This window comes from Actinoplanes sp. NPDC048796, assembly GCF_040650035.1.
Classification (GTDB): domain Bacteria; phylum Actinomycetota; class Actinomycetes; order Mycobacteriales; family Micromonosporaceae; genus Actinoplanes.
The window spans coordinates 63,739-83,088 of record NZ_JBEZGO010000005.1 but is presented as its reverse complement, the minus strand read 5'-3'; the positions used below and the strand labels follow the sequence as shown (position 1 = coordinate 83,088).

General features: G+C 70.0%; 16 protein-coding genes. 9 read left to right on the top strand and 7 right to left on the bottom strand.

Translation table 11 applies throughout. The features are described 5' to 3' along the window. Positions 1-75: 75 nt before the first annotated feature. Complete coding sequence (locus tag AB0C26_RS21960) at positions 76-1,386, bottom strand: BTAD domain-containing putative transcriptional regulator (protein ID WP_360250251.1); 1,311 nt, start codon at positions 1,384-1,386, stop codon at positions 76-78. 630 nt (positions 1,387-2,016) lie between these two features. Between AB0C26_RS21960 and AB0C26_RS21955 the strand changes: the two genes are divergently transcribed. From AB0C26_RS21955 to AB0C26_RS21935, 5 genes are all read left to right on the top strand, one after another. Next, the gene (locus AB0C26_RS21955; RefSeq protein WP_360250248.1) at positions 2,017-2,589 is read left to right on the top strand and encodes a hypothetical protein; all 573 of its coding nucleotides are present in this window, start codon (positions 2,017-2,019) and stop codon (positions 2,587-2,589) included. Between the two features lie 89 nt (positions 2,590-2,678). Then, positions 2,679-3,494 (top strand): SAM-dependent methyltransferase, encoded by an 816-nt coding sequence (locus AB0C26_RS21950; protein ID WP_360250245.1) that lies wholly within the window; start codon positions 2,679-2,681, stop codon positions 3,492-3,494. Positions 3,495-3,532: 38 nt separating this feature from the next. After that, entirely contained in the window at positions 3,533-5,194 is a 1,662-nt protein-coding gene (locus AB0C26_RS21945) for a bifunctional diguanylate cyclase/phosphodiesterase (RefSeq protein ID WP_360250242.1), read from the top strand. Between the two features lie 143 nt (positions 5,195-5,337). Continuing rightward, positions 5,338-5,802 (top strand): RICIN domain-containing protein, encoded by a 465-nt coding sequence (locus AB0C26_RS21940; RefSeq protein ID WP_360250239.1) that lies wholly within the window; start codon positions 5,338-5,340, stop codon positions 5,800-5,802. 72 nt (positions 5,803-5,874) lie between these two features. Then, positions 5,875-6,714, top strand: coding sequence for a hypothetical protein (locus tag AB0C26_RS21935; protein ID WP_360250236.1), 840 nt, complete (start codon positions 5,875-5,877; stop codon positions 6,712-6,714). A 96-nt stretch (positions 6,715-6,810) separates the two neighbouring features. Here AB0C26_RS21935 and AB0C26_RS21930 read toward each other — a convergent pair whose 3' ends face one another. Beyond that, positions 6,811-7,353 carry a hypothetical protein gene (locus tag AB0C26_RS21930; RefSeq protein WP_360250233.1) on the bottom strand — a complete coding sequence of 181 codons (543 nt, stop codon included), beginning with the start codon at positions 7,351-7,353 and terminating at the stop codon, positions 6,811-6,813. A gap of 288 nt (positions 7,354-7,641) precedes the next feature. Between AB0C26_RS21930 and AB0C26_RS21925 the strand changes: the two genes are divergently transcribed. From AB0C26_RS21925 to AB0C26_RS21915, 3 genes are read left to right on the top strand one after another with little or no spacing between them, the layout of a single operon-like run. Next, positions 7,642-8,178 (top strand): GNAT family N-acetyltransferase, encoded by a 537-nt coding sequence (locus AB0C26_RS21925; protein ID WP_360250230.1) that lies wholly within the window; start codon positions 7,642-7,644, stop codon positions 8,176-8,178. 60 nt (positions 8,179-8,238) lie between these two features. Continuing rightward, a complete protein-coding gene (gene chvE, locus AB0C26_RS21920; RefSeq protein WP_360250227.1) occupies positions 8,239-9,300 on the top strand; it encodes a multiple monosaccharide ABC transporter substrate-binding protein in 1,062 nt (353 codons plus the stop codon). After that, entirely contained in the window at positions 9,297-10,889 is a 1,593-nt protein-coding gene (locus AB0C26_RS21915) for a methyl-accepting chemotaxis protein (RefSeq protein WP_360250224.1), read from the top strand. Before chvE ends, AB0C26_RS21915 begins: the two co-directional genes overlap by 4 nt. Here the strand turns inward: AB0C26_RS21915 and AB0C26_RS21910 are convergent, their stop codons facing one another. From AB0C26_RS21910 to AB0C26_RS21890, 5 genes are all read right to left on the bottom strand, one after another. After that, entirely contained in the window at positions 10,890-13,865 is a 2,976-nt protein-coding gene (locus AB0C26_RS21910; RefSeq protein WP_360250221.1) for a glycoside hydrolase family 38 C-terminal domain-containing protein, read from the bottom strand. 1 nt (position 13,866) lies between these two features. Continuing rightward, positions 13,867-15,096 (bottom strand): glycosyl hydrolase, encoded by a 1,230-nt coding sequence (locus tag AB0C26_RS21905; RefSeq protein WP_360250218.1) that lies wholly within the window; start codon positions 15,094-15,096, stop codon positions 13,867-13,869. Positions 15,097-15,129: 33 nt separating this feature from the next. Beyond that, entirely contained in the window at positions 15,130-15,969 is an 840-nt protein-coding gene (locus tag AB0C26_RS21900; protein WP_360250215.1) for a carbohydrate ABC transporter permease, read from the bottom strand. Further along, positions 15,966-16,844 (bottom strand): sugar ABC transporter permease, encoded by an 879-nt coding sequence (locus AB0C26_RS21895; protein ID WP_360250212.1) that lies wholly within the window; start codon positions 16,842-16,844, stop codon positions 15,966-15,968. The genes AB0C26_RS21900 and AB0C26_RS21895 overlap by 4 nt, the downstream gene beginning before the upstream one ends. A gap of 61 nt (positions 16,845-16,905) precedes the next feature. After that, positions 16,906-18,168, bottom strand: a complete 1,263-nt coding sequence (locus AB0C26_RS21890; protein ID WP_360250209.1) for an extracellular solute-binding protein — start codon at positions 18,166-18,168, stop codon at positions 16,906-16,908. 158 nt (positions 18,169-18,326) lie between these two features. Here AB0C26_RS21890 and AB0C26_RS21885 point away from each other — a divergent pair, with 158 nt between their 5' ends. Continuing rightward, the gene (locus AB0C26_RS21885) at positions 18,327-19,349 is read left to right on the top strand and encodes a LacI family DNA-binding transcriptional regulator (protein WP_360250206.1); all 1,023 of its coding nucleotides are present in this window, start codon (positions 18,327-18,329) and stop codon (positions 19,347-19,349) included. Position 19,350 lies beyond the last annotated feature (1 nt).

Genomic DNA, 19,350 nt, shown 5'->3' with positions numbered 1-19,350 from the left:
AGCCGTGCCTGCTCACCCGCCGGCCGACCGGCGAACGCGGGCCGGGCCTTCATCACCCGGCGGGGTGACCACCGCTCAGTGCGCGCAGGTGGCGATGCTGCAGAAGCGGCGGCGGCCGGTGTCGTCGAGGAACAGCCAGCCGCAGTTGGCGCCCGGGCACGAGCACACGGTGAACCGCCGGGGATCGGCGAGGAGTTCGGCGGCGGCGTTCGCGGCCGCGTGCACCGGTGTCTCCAGCCCGGCCGAGGGCGACAGCGCCCAGCGGGCCAGCCCCGAGCCGTCCCGGGTCAGGACCGACGCGCGGGCGGCGGCCTGGGCGAAACCGGCGACCGCGGCGAAAGCCCGATCGTCCCCCGGGTCGGTCAGTACGGCGTACAGAAGCGAACGAAGTCTCTTGGCCTCACGGAGAACGCCGTCGGCGGCTCGAGGGCTCCGCCGAGCGAGCCGCAACAGCGCGGACACGGTGCCCGGGCCGACCAGGCCCACCTGCTCGGACCAGGCCGCCAGCGCCGGATAGCCGCCCAGCCATTCGCCGCCCGCGCTCGGCGGTCCGCTCCAGCCCGCATAGGTGTTGCAGAACTCGAGGGCCGGATGACCGCCGACGTTCCAGGGAAGCCACTCGCCGCGCACCCGAACCGCGTAGGCCGGCGCGGGCGGCCGGTCGAGCCGCGGATCCCACCGGGCGATCCGGCGGCGAAGCTCCCGAAGGTCAGCCCCGGGCGTCACGTCCAGACCCTTGACGGTCAGGTCATAACGATGAATGGCCTCGGCCGTACGGCCCTGCCGGTACAGGGCCGTCATCAGCAGCGCGACCAGCGCCTCGTCGGCCGGCTCCTGCTCGGCGACGGGCTCGAGAGTGGACAGTGCGCGTTCGTGCTCGCCGATGGCCAGCAGATCCTCGGCCTGCTTGCGGGTCCCGGCGAGCCACTGGCGGCGCAGAGCGGCCCCAAGGCGCTCCCGCAGCCGGTCGTCGGCGACGTCGGCGAGCAGCGGCCCACGCCACAGCCCGAGGGCGTCGTCCCAGAGGCGCACCCGCTCGACGGCGTCGGTGCCCTCGGCGGCGCGGCGGCTCCGCTCCACGAACTCGTCCACATCGAGCCGATGCCCCAGCAGGTCGACCCGATAGCCGTCGTGCCGGGTCTCGATGGTCAGCCCATGGTCACCGAGCGCGCGGCGAAGCCGCCCGACGTACGTCTGGATGGCGCCCCGCGCCGATGGCGGCGGCTCCCCGCTCCACAGAAGATCGGCGATACGCTCGGTGGCCACGACGCGCCCGCCCGCGAGCAGCAGAATCCCCAGCAGGCACCGCTCCTGCCGGCGATTACCCACCGCGATCCGCAGCCCGCCGCCCCAGACCTCGAACGGCCCCAACAGCCGAAACTCCATCACATCGAACCTTATAACCAGCCCCCTCCCTCCGCCCGACCTCATCCGAACGGAATCGCCGGCCCGCGCCCGCCTTGCTGTCCCCTCGTCGCCACCGTCACCTCTCGGCCTGCCTTTGCTGCCCGCCCACCGCGCCCGCCCACGGCGCCCGCTCACCGCGCGCCGTTCCCGCCGCCCGCTGTGCCGGCCGTGCCCGCCGCCCGCTCCGCCGTGCCCGCCGCCCGCTCCGCCGTGCCCGCCGCCCGCTCCGCCGTGCCCGCCGCCCGCTCCGCCGTGCCCGCCGCGCGCCTGTCGCCCGGCCGTCGTCGCTTTGCCTTCTCGCTGGGCCGTCGTCGCGTCGCTGCCGCCGCGCTCTCCAGTCCGACCGCTGTCGCTGAAGCTCGCGCCCGCCTCCGAATGCCGGATCCGTCGCGCTGCACCCGCCCGTCCGTCCGCCGCGCCCATCGCTGTGCCACGCGGTGGCACCTGCCGCCGTCAGGGGTGCTGCGAAGCCTGCCGTCCGGGCGCCGGCCTACCGGGCCGCAACTCAGGAACCTAGCCTCCTAGGATGCTCGACGGCCTGTGTGAGCGGGCTCGGCGACGGGCGTCGGCTACGCAGTGCTCCACGCCCGGCTCGCGCATGGTGATCGGATGGTGAGTGCTGTCCTCCAGGCTGCACCGATGCGTCGAACACTCATGACGGCCGCGACGGCCGTAGTCCTGCTGACCGGTGTCGCCTCGCCTGCCGTTGCCGGCGACTCCCCGTCTCCCGCCGTGCCCGCGGTCTCCGACAGCACCGGCTGGGTTCCCGCCCCAACGCCGCCGTTTTCGCAGGAAGCGGGGCTTACCTGCGACTTCGCGTTTCGGGCCGAGCCGGTGGTCGACGAGGTGGTGACCAAGGTTCTGCGGCGTTATCCGGACGGGGCCATCCGCTGGGACGCCTACAAGGGTGCGCTTGTCGTTCGGGTGACCAACAGCGGGAACGGCCGGTCGTACGACGCCGACGTCAGTGGCAGCGCCGTGGTCGAGCATGCCCCCGACGGGGGTGCGATCTGGAATGTCGTCGGGCCGGTTCTGCTCGGGGTGCGCGCGGGCGGTGGGAACATTCCGCGCGGGCTGTGGGTGATCGACGGGGTGTACCGGCTTCAGATCTCGGCCAGTGGCTATCGGACCGTGACCATGGTGCGTGGGCGGCGGGACAACGTTTGTGATCACTTGGGCTGAGAACCGTCTCAATCGGACGCACGGTCTGGCTTTGTGGGCATCCGCGTACTTCAATGGGCGGTGTCCGGGAGCCGAGCGTGGGGGCGAGCATGACCGAGTCGTACGGATGGGTGCCGGAGGGTGTGGACATCACCGTGCCGGATGCGTCGCGGGTGTACGACTACACGCTCGGCGGGGTGCACAACTTCGCCGTCGACCGGGAGTTCTGGCAGCGGGTGGAGACGATGTTCCCCGAGGCCCGCCTGGTGGCGCGGGCCAACCGGGCGTTCCTCGGGCGGGCCGTGCGGTGGCTGAGCGCGCGCGGTGTGCGGCAGTTCCTCGACATCGGGTCGGGCATCCCCACGCTCGGCAACGTGCACGAGGTCGCGCAGGAGGCCGACCCCGAGGCCCGGGTCATGTACGTCGACATCGACCCGATCGCCGTGCAGCAGAGCCGGAGTCTGCTCGCCGGGAACCCGTACGCCAAGGTCATCGAAGCCGATCTGCGCAAGCCGGACGGCATCCTGTACCACCCGGACGTTCTCGACCTGTTCGACTTCTCCGAGCCGGTCGCCGTGCTCACCGTGGCCGTGCTGCACTTCGTGCCCGGCGAGGCCGACCCGGCCGGCATCCTGCGGCGGCTCGGGGAGCCGCTCGTCTCCGGAAGCTATCTGGTCGTCTCGCACCTCGGGCCGGAGGTGACACCGGAGGGCCGCGAGGCGCAGGAGAGGGCCCGCAAGCTGTACGAGAACACGCCCACCCCGGTTGTGATCCGTACCGGGGACGAGATCGCCGCCCTGATCGGCGACGAGTTCGAGATCGTCGAGCCGGGTGTGGTCAGCGCGACCGAGTGGCACGCCGATCCGGACGAGGCCGGTGATCCACCGCAGCACACCGCTCTCGTCGTGCTCGCCCGCAAGAAGTGACCGGGCGGGATCCCCTGGCGGGGATCACTGACGATTGGTTGCGCGGGGTCGTCGCGGCCGGCTTCGTTCCCGGTGTACGGTCCCGGGCCCGCGCCGCCCTGCGGGACCTGCTGGAGGAGTTCGTCGCGGCCGTGCGGGCGGAACCGTTCGACCCGTCCCGCGGCGCCCGTATCGGCGCCGAACTGGTCGACCTGCGCATGTCCGCGCCGCCGGTGCTGGGAACGACGGTGACGTTGTTCGCCGGCCGCCTGCCGGCCGCGATGGGCGGGCCGGCCGGCGATGAGACCCGGCAGCGAACGGCCGCGAGGGGCGGCCCGGCCGGCGGTGAGAGTCGGCAGCGAACGGCCGCGATGGGCGGGCCGGCCGGGGATGAGACGCGGCAGCGGATCATGGCGCTGTTGGGGACGCTGAGCACCGGGTTCGTGGCGGCCCAGCGTGATGCCGCGCTGCGGGCGGCGGAGGAGATGAACCGGGCCGAGAAGATTCACTGGCGGGGCGTGCAGGCCGATCTGCAGCAGCGTCTGCAGCAGGCCCTGCTGCACCGGCCCGACACCGGACTGCCCAACGAGCAGTACCTGCGCAAACATCTGGCCGAGACGATCGCCGGCCGGGGCGGTGAACGGCTGGGTTTGTGCCTGGTGAGCCTTGACCGGTACGACGAGGTGACCGACACCCTGGGGCACGAGAACGGCGTTCTGCTGCTGGCCGAGGTGGCCCGGCGGCTGCGCCCACTCGGCTTTCTCGCCCATCTGGCCGACGACCAGTTCGCGATTCTGCTCGTCGGCACGGGCGGGGTGGACGACGTCGTGAAGGTCGCCGACCGGGTGTCGCGGCTGCTCGCGCACGAGGTGGCGGTGACCGCGGGCGTGGTGGAACGCGCGGCCGCCGGCACCGACCCCGACGGCTGGCTCCACGACGCCCGCCTGGCGCTGCGCTGGGCCACCCAGGACAACGCCCGTCCTGGTGTCTTCGAAGCGGGGCGGGCCGAGGACGACCGGCGGCGGCACCGGGTGGCCGCCACGATTCCGGCGGCGCTCGCGGCGGGGGAGTTCACCCTGCGGTATCAGCCGCTGGTGCGGCTCGCCGACCGGGCCGTGATCGGGGTCGAGGCCCTGGCCCGCTGGCACCGGCTCGAACCCCGGCAGTTCATCCCGATGGCCGAGCGGACGGGCGTCATCCACGAGCTCGGCCGCCACCTGCTCGAGCGGGCCTGCCGGGCCGGCGCCGCCCGGGACGGCCTGCGGATCAGCGTGAACGTGTCGCCGGTTCAGCTGGCCGCGCCGGGTCTGGTCGCCACCGTCGCCGATGTCCTGCACCGCACCGGTCTGCCCGCCGGCCGCCTGCAACTGGAGATCACCGAGACGGCCGCCGTCATCGAGCACCGGGCGGTCCTGGACCGGCTCGCCGGCCTCGGGCTGCGGCTCGCCCTGGATGACTTCGGCACCGGCTACGCCAGCCTGGCCGAGCTTGTCACCCTCCCGTTCGCCGAGGTGAAACTGGCCGCCGAATTTCTCGCCGTCCCCCGTTCCGGGACCGCGGAGGTTTTGCGCGGCGTCGTCGGGCTGTGTCACGCGCTCGGCGTGACTGTCACCGCCGAGGGCATCGAGACGGCCGAGCAGGAGCGGGTCCTGCGCGAGGCCGGCTGTGACCACGGGCAGGGCTTTCTCTTCGGGCGGCCGGAGGACGGCCTCCCTTCCTGACCGCCCCGGAGGTGGCCTGTCCGCCATCCGACATCGGGGCCGTTCGCCGGATTCGGCGGCGCGCTGGGAATATGTTGAATTCGCAATCCCGGGAAGAACGAAGCCGCGGCGAAAACCTGTCCTTTCGAGATCGGGAAAACGCCATGAAAACTCACTCCATTCTGCGCCGTCTCGCCGTGGTGGTCTCGGCCGCCGTCCTCGTGATCGCGCCGGCCACGGCGGCTCAGGCCGCCACCATCACGTTCCGCAGCGAGCTCAACCACAAATGTCTGGAACTGTACAACTTCAACAATGCCAACGGCGCCGACGTGGTCACCTGGCAATGCTGGGGCGGCGCGAACCAGGGGTGGTACTGGGACGGGCAATACATTCGTAACGCGATGAACAACAAATGCCTGGAGATCTACGGATTCAACGGTGACAACGGCGCGAAGGTGGTGCTCTGGGACTGCTGGGGCGGCGCCAACCAGAAGTGGTACCGCGACGGCAAACAGATCCGCAGCGTGATGAACCACAAGTGCCTGGAGATCTACGCGTTCAACGCCAACAACGGCGCCAAGGTCGTGACCTGGGACTGCTGGGGCGGCGCGAATCAGCAGTGGTATTAGAACCACAGCGGCCAGGGAGGCGGACCGGCACCGTCTCCCTGGCGTTCGCCCCCGGTCGATACGGTGGGCCGCGTGGTGCGACGTGCGGTGGTCCTGCTGGTCCTGCTGGCGGCTCTGACCGGTTGTCAGAGCGACGAGGAGAAGGAGGCGGCCGTACGGTCGGAGATCTTCGCCGCGATGAAGTCGGTGCCCGGCGTTCAGCGTTCCGCCGTCGAGACCAAGACCGGTGACGACGGGGTCGAGGTGAACGCGGAGGTGACCGTGAAGCCGGCCGACGGTCAGGTCGCCGAGACCGTCAAGCGGGTCCGGGCGGTGCTGGCCGAACCTTCGGACGTTCACGGGGTGTCGCTCAAGCTCTCCGTGCTTCGCGGTGCGAACGAGCATGACGGGCGCTGGTACGACGGGACGGCCGCGGCCGGCCAGTTCGACCGGCAGGCCGACCTGTGGGGCCGGACGATCGAGAGCGGCGACTACCGCCGGGTGGGCGTGATGTCGCAGTCCACGACCCGGTTCTTGATCTTTGCGCAGGGCTGGGTGGGTGATGCGGCGAGCCGGCCCACCGCCTCCGTCGCGTACCGCAAGATGGTGGAACTCAGCGTGAGCGCCGGTCTCAGCCCGGCCGATCTGAACGTGTCCGCCGCGCCCACCGAGCAGGTCAGGGTGGAGAGTGACGGCACCGAGGCGCTGCCCGAGCCGCTGCTGGTCGCGGCCGAGAAACTGGGGTCGGCGCCGGAGCTGTGGGTGCTGCGCCGCCGTACCGGGCCGCATCTTCAGGTCCGCCTCTACGGACCGGTGACTCCGCGGGATCGGGAGCGGGTCATCGGCACTCTCCGTGAGGCCGGGCTGCTCGGAGCGGATCTTGAGGTGTACGAGGGGACGGGCACCGCGAAGCGGCTCTGGCCCGCCGCCTGAGGCCCGCCGCGCGCCGGGCCCACAGGCCGGCGACGAGCGTCGCCGACCGTCAGGAACTGCCGGTCGGCGGGGGTCGCCGTTGATCCCGTCGCCTGGTCAACTGCTGTGCAGGGCGGTCCGGATGGTTGCGCCGATCGGCGAGGGCTCGGCGTCGGTCACGCGCAGCACGTAGGGGCCGAGCCAGAGGTCGTCGCTCGGGTCGAGCGGCGGCTGCGCCATGAAACGAGGGTGTTTGCCATGGTGCGGCTGGGCGGCGTGCACGAGGAGGTGGCACAGGAAGACGTCACCGGCGCGGCCGGTGGCCACAGTGACAGCCCGATGCTCCGAGGCCGCCGCCACTTCGGAAGCTACCGTCATCATCGGGGTGCCGCGTTCGCCGTACGGGGCGAGGACCGGCGGCACGTCCATGTGAGACCCCACGCGGATCCGGGTCGGTGCGTCGTTTCCGCCGACGTCGGTGAAAAGGAAGAGCATGAGCAGCGCCCGGCCGGTGGTGTGCACGTTGACCCAGTTGCCGGATTCACCGGGTGGCTGGTAGCTGCCCTCGTGCCATCCGGCGTCGTCCGGCTCCTCATCGTGCGGAAACCGCAGGGGGAAGGAGCCGAGCGACTCGCGTGGTTTCCAGCGCCGCGGTGACATCCGGCGGCACCGCCTGCTCCATTTTGATGAACCCATCGGTCATGAAGCGCTTGATCGACTCGCTGTCCATCCGGACAACATCGCCAAGGGGCGGTCGGGCGTCAACCGGATTTCAGAGAAGTGAGCTTCCCGGCGGACACGAATTTCCCCGGAATCATCGGTAAAAGGGACGGTGGAAGTGAAGGGTCGCCATTCACAGGTTCCGCGCAGTGGGGACACGCGCCATTCTTGTGGCGCGATGTGAAAACCGGTTGCCGGAGCGGGAGACGGGCGAGGAGGCTGTCCGCCATGCTGCCACCCGAGACCATCGACGCCGGCGAGATCGTGCTCCGGCGCTGGGCGCCCGAGTTCGCCGAGGAAGCCACCGCCGCCGTCCGCGAGTCGCTGCCCGAACTGGCGCCTTTCATGCCGTGGGCGTCGGGCGCCTACGACGACGACGCCTCCCGCGACTTCATCAAGAGGTCGGCCGAGAAATGGGAGACGGCGACCGAGTTCAACTACGCCATCTTCACCCCGGCCGGCGAACTCGCGGGCTCGATCGGCCTGATGACCCGGCGCGGACCGGGCCAGCTGGAGATCGGCTACTGGATGCGGACGCGCTTCGCCGGTCGTGGCCTGATGACCACCGCGGTCCGCGCCCTCAGCGAGGTCGGTCTCACCCTCCCGGGCGTCGATCGGCTGGTCATCCTGCACGACGCCGCCAACGGCGCCTCGGGGGCGGTCGCCGCCAAGGCCGGCTTCACCGAGGTCGAGCGGGTGGCCCGCGAGCCGGAGGCTCCCGGCGAGACCGGCGTCGACGTGGTCTGGGAGCGACAAGCCGCTTAACGCTCAGCGATCAGGCGAACCGGCCGAACAGGGCAACGAGCCCTACAACGGGAGGCCGGGATGTTCAGGCGCGGTGCGGCGTTGATCGCCGCCTTTCTGCTGGTGGGTGTCTCCGCATGCGCCGGCGACGAGATCGACGCCGGGGCGGCGCCCGATCCGGGGACCATCGGGATCGCCCTGCCGACCAAGGACAGCGCCCGCTGGATCGCCGACGGCGACAACATGGTCAAGCAGTTCGAGGCGCTCGGTTACAAAGCCGATCTGCAGTACGCCGACAACAACGTCGGCACGCAGCAGGACCAGCTCGACGCGATGATCGCCGCGGGGGACCGCGCGCTGGTCATCGGCTCGATCGACGGCACACAGCTCAAATCGCAGCTGGCGGCCGCGCACGACAAGCACATCCCGGTGATCTCGTACGACCGGCTGATCCGGGAGTCGGCGAACGTCGACTACTACGCCAGTTTCGACAATTTCAAAGTCGGGGTGCTGCAGGGCCGTACGATCGTCAATCATCTCGGTCTGGCCAAGGCGAAACGCACGTACCGGATCGAGCTGTTCGCCGGTTCGGCCGACGACAACAACGCCCGGTTCTTCTTCAACGGCGCGATGAGCGTGCTGAACCCGTACCTCAAGAACGGGAATCTGACCGTGCCCAGCGGCCAGAAACAGTTCGCGCAGGTGACCACGCCGCAGTGGGACGGCAAGCTCGCGGCGGCCCGGATGGAAAAGCTGATCAAGGCGAACGACGTCACCCTCGACGCCGTTCTCTCGCCCTACGACGGGATTTCCCGCGGCATCATCGAGACGTTGCAGAAATACAAGAAAAAGGTGCCCGTCGTCACCGGGCAGGACGCCGAACTCGACTCGGTCAAGCTCGTCAAGCAGGGCGTGCAGACCCAGACGGTCTACAAGGACACCCGCGAGCTGGCGAAGGTGACCGTGCAGATGACCGACAAGGTGCTGACCGGCGAGACCCCCGACATCAACGACACCAAGACGTACGCCAATGGGGTGAAGGTCGTCCCGGCGTTCCTGCTCCAACCGGTCAGCGTCGAGAAGGCCAACCTGAAAACGGTCCTGATCGACGGCGGCTACTACAAGGAATCGGACTTGGCGTGAGCCGTTTTCAGACGAGGCTCGCCGCGGCGTTCCTCGACCGCCCCGTAGCTGTCAAGTTGACCGGCCTGGTCGTCGTGAGCCTCCTGGGCCTGATCACCTGCCTGTGCGTCAGCACCTGGTCGTCGTGGCAGGCCAACCGCACCGCCGAACGCCTCCAGCGGCTCAACCTGGCCGGCACGTACGTGTTGCAGCTCGACCGGATGGCCAGCGAGCTCAAGGCCAGCGGCCTGCAGGCGATCGTGCGCGAGAAACCGGCCGACCAGGCCGGCGAGCTCGACGACCAGATCGACCGGACCAAGGGCCTGCTGACCGACCTGGCCGCGATCGAGCTGCCCGCCGGCCAGGCGGCGACGGTGTCGAAGCTGACCACGGTGTACGACGAGTACATCGACGTCATCACCCGCTACGTGGCCGGCGCCGGCAGCGACCCGCAGACGGCCCGGCTCGGCTGGGCCCAGATCGGCGTCGACAACTACCTCGTGTCGGCCGTGCTGGAGAACGCGCGCAACGAGTTCGCCCGGGTCGTGTCCGCGGCCGAAAAGTCGTCGGCCGCCCAGCGCGCCGACGGCAACCACGTGATGTGGGTGGCGGTCGGCCTGGCCTCGCTGGTGGTGATCGCGCTGGCCTGGATCGTGGTCATCTCGGTCACCAAGCCGCTGGTCCGGGTGCGCCGGGCGTTGCAGGGCCTGGCCCGCGGCGACCTGACCGTCACGGCCGACGTGACCACCCGCGACGAGGTCGGCCTGATGGCCCACGACCTCGACACCGCCCTGGCCGACCTGCGCGGGGTGGTGAGCGCGGTGACCGGCGCGGCCGGCGAGGTGTCCGGCGCGTCGGCCCGGATGTCGTCGACCTCGGAGTCGATGACCGGCGCCATCACCGAGACCGCCCGGCAGAGCGAACTGGTGGCCGAGACGGCCTCGGTCGTCTCGCTCAACGTGCAGACGGTGGCGGCCGGCGCCGAACAGATGGGCGTGGCCATCACCGAGATCGCGCAGAGCGCGGCCGAGGCGGCCCGGGTCGCCTCGCAGGCGGTGTCGATCGCGGAACGCACGACCGAACAGGTCGGCAAGCTCGGCGACTCGTCGGCCGAGATCGCCACGGTCATCCGGGTGATCACCTCGATCGCCGAGCAGACGAACCTGCTGGCGCTGAACGCGACGATCGAGGCGGCCCGCGCGGGCGAGAGCGGCAAGGGCTTCGCCGTGGTGGCCGGCGAGGTCAAGGAACTGGCTCAGGAGACGGCCCGCGCCACCGAGGACATCTCCGCCCGGGTGCAGCAGATCCAGACCGACACGGCCGGCGCGGTCGAGGCGATCAGCGAGATCACCTCGGTCATCACCCAGATCAACGACTTCCAGACGACCATCGCCAGCGCCGTCGAGGAACAGACGGCCACCACCTCGGAGATGAACCGCGGCGTGGCCGCGGCCGCCGAGGGCATCGGCGGCATCGCCGCCAACATCGACGGCCTGGCCGGCGCCTCCCGCGTGACGAACGACGGCGTCGCGCAATCACGCGACGCCGTCACCGAACTGAGCGAAACGGCCCACCGGCTGCAGACGCTGGTGGGCCACTTCCGCGTGTGACTACAAGGACAGGCGGATGGTCCGCACCTCGAACGGGGTGAGGGTCAGCGTCAGCGCGTCCCCGGAACCCTGGAGGGGGCGCTCCAGCAGCGTGACCTCCTGGGCCGCGGTGAAGTCGGCGTGGACGTGCAGCGTGCCGGTGGTCCGGCGGCCGCGGGACTCGTAGAGGCGGACGATCAGGTCGCCGCTGCGGTCGTCGGCCAGCTTCACGCCCGAGATGACGATGCCGTCGCCCTCGGCCGAGACCAGCGGCTCGAAGCCGTGGGCGCCGGTCACCGCGCGTGCGGGCAGGTTCATCGCGATGCCGGCCTCGGTCGCCTCGGCGACGCCGGCCCCGATGACCAGGCCGTACGCGCAGGTCTGCGGGCCCTGGTCGGTCTCCGGGTCGGGGAAGCGCGGCGCCCGCAGCAGCGACAGCCGCACCGTCGTGGTGACCCCGTGCTCCTCGGTGGAGTCGCGCGTCTGGTCGTATCCGTACGTCGAGTCGGTGATCAGCGCGGCCCCGAAGCCGGGCTCCTCGACGAGCACGTAGCGGTGCATGGAGGCCTCGAACTTGGCCGCCTCCCAGCTCGTGTTCGTGTGGGTGACCCGCTTCTGATAGCCGAACTGGGTCTCGGCGGCGACGTGCTCGGCCTGGATGGCGAACGGGAACGCGACCTTCAGGAACTTCTCGGTCTCGTGCCAGTCGGTCTCCTGGTCGATGCGCAGCGTCCGGCTGCCCGGGGCCAGGGTGAGCGTCTGCTTCACCGTCGACTTCGAGAACTCCCGCACGATGGTGACGTGCGCGCCGTTGGCGTCCTGGCTGAACTCCAGCGACGACAGCGACCGCAGATCGGTCACCTTGTTGCGGTAGAAGCGGTCCACGTCCCAGGCGTCCCACTGGTTCGGGAAATCCTGGTGCAGCTGCAGAAGGTTGGCCTCCTGCCCGGCCGCGATCGTCTCGCGCCCGGTCGCCAGGTCCACCGCCGAGGTGATCAGGCCCTCGTCCGAGACGGTCACCGACACGATGCCGTTCGACAGCACGTTGCCGTCGATCGAAACCTCGCCCGAAGCGGGTGACGCGGGAGCCGCCGAGAGAGCCGGAACACCGTCGCGAGCGAACGGCGCCGGATTCAGGACGATCGCCGACGAACCCTCGCCGACGAGCGCGGCCTGAGCCTCGGCGATGATCGCCTCGGTGGCGACCCGGATTCGCTCGTACGTGGCCACGGCCTCCCGGTGCACCCAGGCGATCGACGTCCCGGGCAGGATGTCGTGGAACTGGTGCAGCAGTACCTCCTGCCACAGCGCGTCGATCTTCTCGTACGGGTAGGGCGCGCCCGCGCGTACGGCCGCGGTCGCCGCCCACAGCTCCGCCTCGATGAGCAGGTGCTCGCTGCGCCGGTTGCCCTGCTTGGTCTTGTGCTGGCTGGTCAGCGTGGCCCGGTGCAGCTCCAGGTAGAGCTCGCCCACCCACACGGCGGGGTTCGGCAGCTCGGCCCGCGCCTTGTCGAAGAACTCGTTCGGGTGCTCCCACTCGACGGTGGCGCTGCCCTCCAGCGAGCGCAGCCGGCGCGCCTTGCCGGCCATCTCGCGGGTCGTGCCGCCGCCGCCGTCGCCCCAGCCGACGGGGGCCAGCGACCGCGACGCGAGCCGGCTCTCGCGGAACTGGTTGGTGGCCTTGGACAGCTCCAAGCCGGACAGCTGAGAGTTGTAGGTGTCCATCGGCGGGAAGTGGGTGAAGACCCGCGAGCCGTCGATGCCCTCCCACAGGAAGGTGTGGTGGGGGAACTTGTTCACCTGGTTCCAGGAGATCTTCTGCGTGAAGAACCACTGGAAGCCGGCCCGGCGGATCAGCTGCGGCAGCGCGGGGGAGTAGCCGAAGCTGTCCGGCAGCCACACGCCCTGCGACTCGACGCCGAACTCCTCGCGGAAGAACCGCTGCCCGTACGTGAACTGGCGGACCAGCGCCTCACCGGTCGGCATGACGGTGTCGCTCTCGACCCACATGCCGCCGAGCGGAATGAACCGTCCTTCCCCGACGGCCTTGACGACCCGCTCGAACACCTCGGGGCGGTGCTGCTTGAGCCAGGCGTACTGCTGGGCGCTGGACATGCCGTACTTGAAATCGGGGTCGAGACCGATCAGCTCGGTCATGCCGGCCGCGGTCCGGGCCACCTTGCGGATGGTTTCGCGGACCGGCCACAGCCAGGCCGAGTCGATGTGCGCGTGCCCGATCGCCGACAGGTGGTGCGCGCTCCGCTCGGCCGGGGAGGAGAGGACCTCTTCCAGCTCGGCGCGGGCGGCCGCCGCGGTACCGGAGATGTCCTGCAGGTCGAGCACGTCCAGGGCGTTGTCGAGGGCCTGGAGGATGCGCATCCGGCGCGGCGCGGTCGCCGGCAGGTATGCCTGAAGCTCGAGCAGGACCTCGACGTCGAGGGCGAGCTCGTACGTCTGCTCGTCGAACAGGGCCAGGTCCATGCGCCGGGTCGTGTAGAGCGGTCGCGGCGAGGAGGTCTGGATGTCGCCTTCCTGGGTGGGCAGGAAGGGGTGGTAGTCGAGCAGGACCGGGTTGGCCGCCGCCTCCAGGTAGAGCTCGACGGTCTCGCCGTCGCCGACCGGGATCCACTGGTTACGCGGGTTGATCGACTTCACCGGGCTGCCGTCGGGGCGGTAGACCAGCGCCTCGCACTGGAAGCCGGGCATGTTGATGTCGAAGCCGAGGTCGACCACGGCCTCGACGTGGCGTCCGCGCCACTCGGCCGGGACGGTGCCGCGCAGCCGGAACCAGGTGGTGTTCCAGGCCGGGCCCCAGGGCGTGCCGACGGTGTAGGGCTGGTACGACAGGGCCAGGCCCTCGGCGGGCGGGATGGGCTCGCCGGGCAGGGCGTGGACCTCGACCTCGAACGGCACGCTGCCGGTGTGGATGGCGGGCCGGATGCGCTCGGCCAGGACGCGGGTCGCGCGTCCCACGGTGAGCGGGATGTCGTCGTGCATGTCAGGGCCTTTCGAGTGGACGGCGGAGTTCGGTGATGCCGCGGGCGGAGAGCAGTTCGGCGTCGCCGGCCTTGGACGCGAGGACGATCTGCGGGCCGGCGCCGTCGCCCGCCAGGTCCAGCCACGAGCGGTAGAACTCGCGGGTGGGCCCGGAGGCGGCACGGTATCCGGGAACGGTGTCGTCGAGCACAAGCGCCATCGATTGTTCCACCGTGTGGGATTCCTTGCGAATCTGTTCGATCGTCGCGGCGAAACGCTCACCGGTCGGCTTGACGCGGCCGTCGCTGGTGATCAGGCCCAGGTCGTACTCGAGCTCGGGGAAGTCGAGCAGGTCGCGCGAGACGTCGTGCGAGCACCACCAGGTGATGCCGGACAGCTCCGGGATCCGCGCGACGTGCCGCAGGGTGGCCTCGAGGAAGTCCGGGGCGTCGGCCTCGGCCACCACGTTGGTCGGCGCGCCGACCTCCTGCAGCCACACCGGCCGGGCGGCGTCGGTGTGCCAGGCGGCGGCGAGCCGGCAGAGATATTCGGCGTGCCGTACGGAACCCTCACCCATCCCGCCGTGGGTCTGCGCGGCGCCGTTGAACACCCACGAGTGCACCACCGTCTCGTCGCCGTGGGCCACGGCGTGCGCCGGCCCGAACGGCTGGGTGTCGTCGTACCAGGCGGCGTCGTACATGGCGTGGGTGACCACCGTGCCCGGCCCGGCCTCGTCCCGGACGGCCCCGGTCAGCCGCGACAGCCAGATCCCGGCGCCCTCCTCGGTGACCGGGTGCGGGAACGGGTGCGGCGCGGCCGCGAACTGGTTGGTCTCGTTGCCGACGGTCACCCCGAGCAGGTTGGGCCGGTCGGCCACGGCGGCGGTCAGCCGGCGCAGGTAGTGCGCGGTCGAGGTGACCACGTCGGGATCGGTGAACATGTTGCGGCGGTGCCAGCTCGACAGCCACGCCGGCACGAAGTCGAAGCTGGACAGGTGGCCCTGCAGGCCGTCGACGTTGACGTCCAGGCCGCACTCGGCGGCCAGGTCCACGACCGTGACCACGTCGGCCAGCGCGCGCGGGCGGATCAGGCCGCGGTTGGGCTGCACGTGCGGCCACAGCGGCATGAGCCGGATGTGGTCGACGCCGAGCGCCGCGATCGCCTCGAGGTCCTTTTTTGTCGAGCGTGGGTCGAAGTCCAGCCAGGAGTGGAACCAGCCGGCCGAGGGGGTGTAGTTGACGCCGTATCTCATGGTGCGCTTTCTCTCGGTTTTACAAGGACGGGGTCAGCCCTTCACCCCGCCCTCCTCGACGCCCTTGAAGAAGTAGCGCTGCAACGCGCTGAACAGGATCGCGATCGGGATGAAGGCGATCATCGTGCCGGCCGCGATCAGGCGCTGGTCCTGGGTGAACGTGCCGGACAGGTATTGCAGGCCCACCGTCAGCGTGTACTTCTCGGGCGAGGTCAGCACGATCAGCGGCCACAGGAAGTCGTCCCAGGCCTGGATGAACGCGAAGATGGCCACGACCGCGAGGGTTCCCCGTACGGCCGGAAGCGAGACCCTCAACAGCCGCTGCGGGACCGTGGCGCCGTCCATGACGGCGGCCTCGTCGATCTCCTGCGGCAGCGAGCGGAACGCGTTGAACATCAGCAGCACGTTCAGCGCGGCCACCATGCCCGGCAGGGCGACGCCGATCAGCGTGTCGGCCAGGCCCAGGTCACGGACCGTCACGTACTGCGAGATGATCGTGACCTCGCCGGGCAGGATGAGCGTGGCCAGGAACAGGCCCAGCACGATCTTGCGGCCGCGGAAGCGCAGCCGGGCGATCGCGTAGCCGGCGGCGGTGGCGAACAGGATGTTGCCGCCCACGGTCAGCACGGCCACCAGCAGCGAGTTGCCGATGTAGCGCCAGACCGGGATGGCCTCGGCCACCTGGCTGTAGTTGTTCAGCGTCGGCTCGTGCGGGATGAAGCTCGGCGTCCGCGTGTAGATGTCCTCGCCGGCGCCCTTGAGCGAGGTGGACAGCTGCCACAGGAACGGGCCGACCGTGATGAGCAGGACGAACAGGAGCAGGACGTAGCGCAGGACCTTCTCGCCGGTCGAGGGCTCGCCGATCTTCTTCACGAGTCACTCCGGTTGTTGAGGCGCGCGAGGACCACCATCGGGACCACGGTGACGACGAACAGCAGCACGCTCAGCGCGGAGGCGTACCCGAGGTTGCCGTAGAACCCGCCCGCGTACTGCTGGATCAGCATGACCAGGGACTGGTCCTTGCCACCCGGACCGCCCTTGCCGCCGGTCAGGATGTAGAGCTCGGAGAAGACGCGCAGCGCGGCGACGCTGGTCAGAACAGCGACGAGAAACATGGTTCCCCGTACGCCCGGGACCGTGACCGTGAGGAACCGGCGCACCGGGCCGGCGCCGTCGATGGCCGCCGCCTCGTGCAGGTCCTTGCGGACGTTACCCAGCGCGGCCAGGTAGACGATCATGTAGTAGCCGAGGCCCTTCCAGACGGTCAGGCTGATCGCGCTGATCAGCACCAGCCAGCGGTCGGTCAGAAACGGCACCGGTCCCTGAATGACGTGCAGCCACCGGGCCAGGTTGTTGATCAGGCCGCGGTCGTCCAGCAACCAGGTCCACATCAGGCCGACCACCACCGCGCTGGCGATGACCGGCACGTAGAAGGCGGTGCGGAAGAAGGCGATGAACGGCAGCTTGCGCTCGACGAGCACGGCCAGCAGCAGCGGCAGGATCGTCAGCAGCGGCAGGCAGATGGCCATGTAGATCGCGCTGTTGAGCAGGGCGGTCCAGACCTGGCTGTCGTGCAGCAGCTCGGTGTAGTTGCCGACGCCGACGAAGTCGGTGTCACCGCCCAGCGGCTTGGCGTCGGTGAACGAGAGCCGCAGGGTGTTGATGGAGGGCCAGACGCTGAACACCAGCAGAAAGGCCAGCGCCGGAAGGGTGAGAACCCACGGCGTGAACCAGCGATGTGTCTTCACAAGATCTCCTCGGGGGTGGCGGCCGGCGCTATCGGGGGGACCCACCGGCCGCCACCGGTCCTCACTGCTTGGCCAGCAGCTGGTTCATCCGGGCCACGGCGTCGTCGAGAGCCTTCTTGCTGGTTTCGTCGCCCTTGACCGCGAGCGCGATCTGCTGGTCGAGCAAGGTCTGCATGTCCGAGTTGACCTCGTACGGGATGAGGTTCTTGGCGTCCTTGAGCTCGCTGAAGGCGAGCGAGCGGGCCTTGCCGCCCGGGGTGCCGTCGTCCTTGCCGAAGTAGCTGTCCTGCTCGGACGCGATGGTCGACGGGAAGACGTTGACGATGTGGCCGAACTTGTTCTGGTTGTCGGCGTTGGTGATCCACTCGGCGAACGCCTTGGCCGTCGCGGGGTGCTTGCTCTTGGCCGACACGCTCACGCCCTGCACGTACAGCGGAGGGGTGTCCAGGGCCTTGCTGACCGCGATCTGGCCCTTGAGGCTCGGGTTGTCCTTCTCGAAGTCGGCCAGGCCGGTGGCGCCGCCGGTCGTCCAGGCCACCTTGCCCTGGGTGAACAGCTTCGAGTTGCCCTGGTAGTCGCTGTTGAGCACGCTCGGCGGCATGTAGCCCTTGGCGTACGCGTCGCGGTACTGGTCGACCAGCGCGGCCGCCTGGTCGGTGTTGAAGACGAAGCTCTTGCCGTCGTCGCTGACGATCGGGATGCCCGCGCGCACGAAGTCCGACACGTCGGGCTTACGGCTCATCAGGTAGTCGTCCGGGCACCTGGCCTTCATGGTCGCGGCCTGGGTGAACAGCTCCTGCGTGGTGGCCGGGGGCTTGTCGGCGTCGAGGCCGCACGCCTTGAACTGCTTGGCGTTCCAGTAGTCGAGGTCGGTGTTGAGATACCAGGGATAGCCGTAGACCCCGTCGACACCCTTGAACTTGTACGCGTCGACCGCGCCCTGCACGTACGTCTTGGACAGGTCGTTGTCCTTGCTGACATCGACCAGAAGGTCCTGGCGCGCGAGCGGCAGCGCGAAGTCCGGCGGCAGGTTGACCACGTCGGGCAGCGTGTTCGAGGAGGCCTGCGCGAGGACCTTCTCCGAGTAGCCGTCGCCCGGCTGGTCGAGCAGCTTGACGCTGGTGCCCGGGTACTTCGCCTGGAAGCCGGCGATGACCCCGTTGAGGTAGTCGGTGAACTTGGGCGTCAGGGCCCAGGTCTGCAGCGTGATGCTGCCGGTGATCTCGTCGCTCTTGGCGCTGTCGCCGTCGCCGCCACCGCAGGCGGCGGTCAGTCCGAGGGACAGAGCCGCCACGGTGGCGACGGCTGCTTTCGTGATTCGCATGGTGGTGAAGCTCCTGAGCCTTAGGTCGGCGTCGACCAGGAAACGTCGGCGAAACATCATCGTGAGTAACTAAAGCGCTATAGTCAACGCTTCATGTTCTTTTTGTTTTCTACACCCGCTGCTGGCTAAACCGCTATAGCTGCGGTAGCGTGCGCGACGTGGGTAACAGGCCGACCATCGCCGACATCGCCAAGCGCGTGGGCGTCTCGCCGGGCGCCGTCTCGTTCGCGCTCAACGGACGGCCGGGTGTCAGCGAGCAGACCCGCGCGCGCATCCTCGAGGTGGCCCGCGAGATGAACTGGCGGCCCCACCGGGCCGCCCGCGCGCTCGGCGGCGCCCAGGCCGGCGTCGTCGGCCTGGTCCTCGCCCGCGACCCGCGCACGCTGGGGTCCGAACAGTTCTACACCCAGATCCTGTACGGCATGCAGGACGTGCTCTCGGCCCACTCGTCGGCCGTGCAGATGCAACTCGTCCGCGACACGGCGGCCGAGATCGACCTGTACCGGCACTGGGCCTCCGAACATCGCGTCGACGGCCTGGTCCTGGTCGACCTCCAACTCGACGACCCGCGCATCGCGGTCGTGCGTGAGCTGGGCCTGCCCGCCGTCACCCTGGGCCTGCCCGGCGAACCCGACCAGCTGCCGAGCGTGTGGGCCGACGACGCCGAGGCGATGACCACGATCGTCGACTACCTGGCCGCCCTCGACCACCGGCGGATAGCCCACGTGGCCGGCCCGCCGGTCTACCAGCACACGGCCCGGCGCGCGGCGGCGCTGCGCGCGCAGGTGTCCGAGCGGGGCCTGCACGCGGGAGAGTCGGTGCCGACCGACTTCAGCGACGCCCAGGGCGCGGCGGCCACCCGGGCCCTGCTGTCCCGGGCCGACCGCCCCACGGCGATCGTCTACGACAGCGACCTGATGGCGGCGGCCGGCCTCGGCGTGGCCCTGGAGATGGGCATCGAGGTGCCCCGCCAGCTGTCGATCGTGTCCTTCGACGACTCGGTGCTGACCCGCATCGTCCACCCGGCCCTGACCTGCCTGTCCCGCGACACGCACGCCCTGGGCGCCCAGGTCGCCACGACCCTGCTGGAGGCCATCGCCGACGCGTCGTCGCGGGTGAGCGTCCGCACCGAGACCCCACGCCTGGTCGTGCGGGGCAGCACCGCCCGCCCGGCCGGCTGAG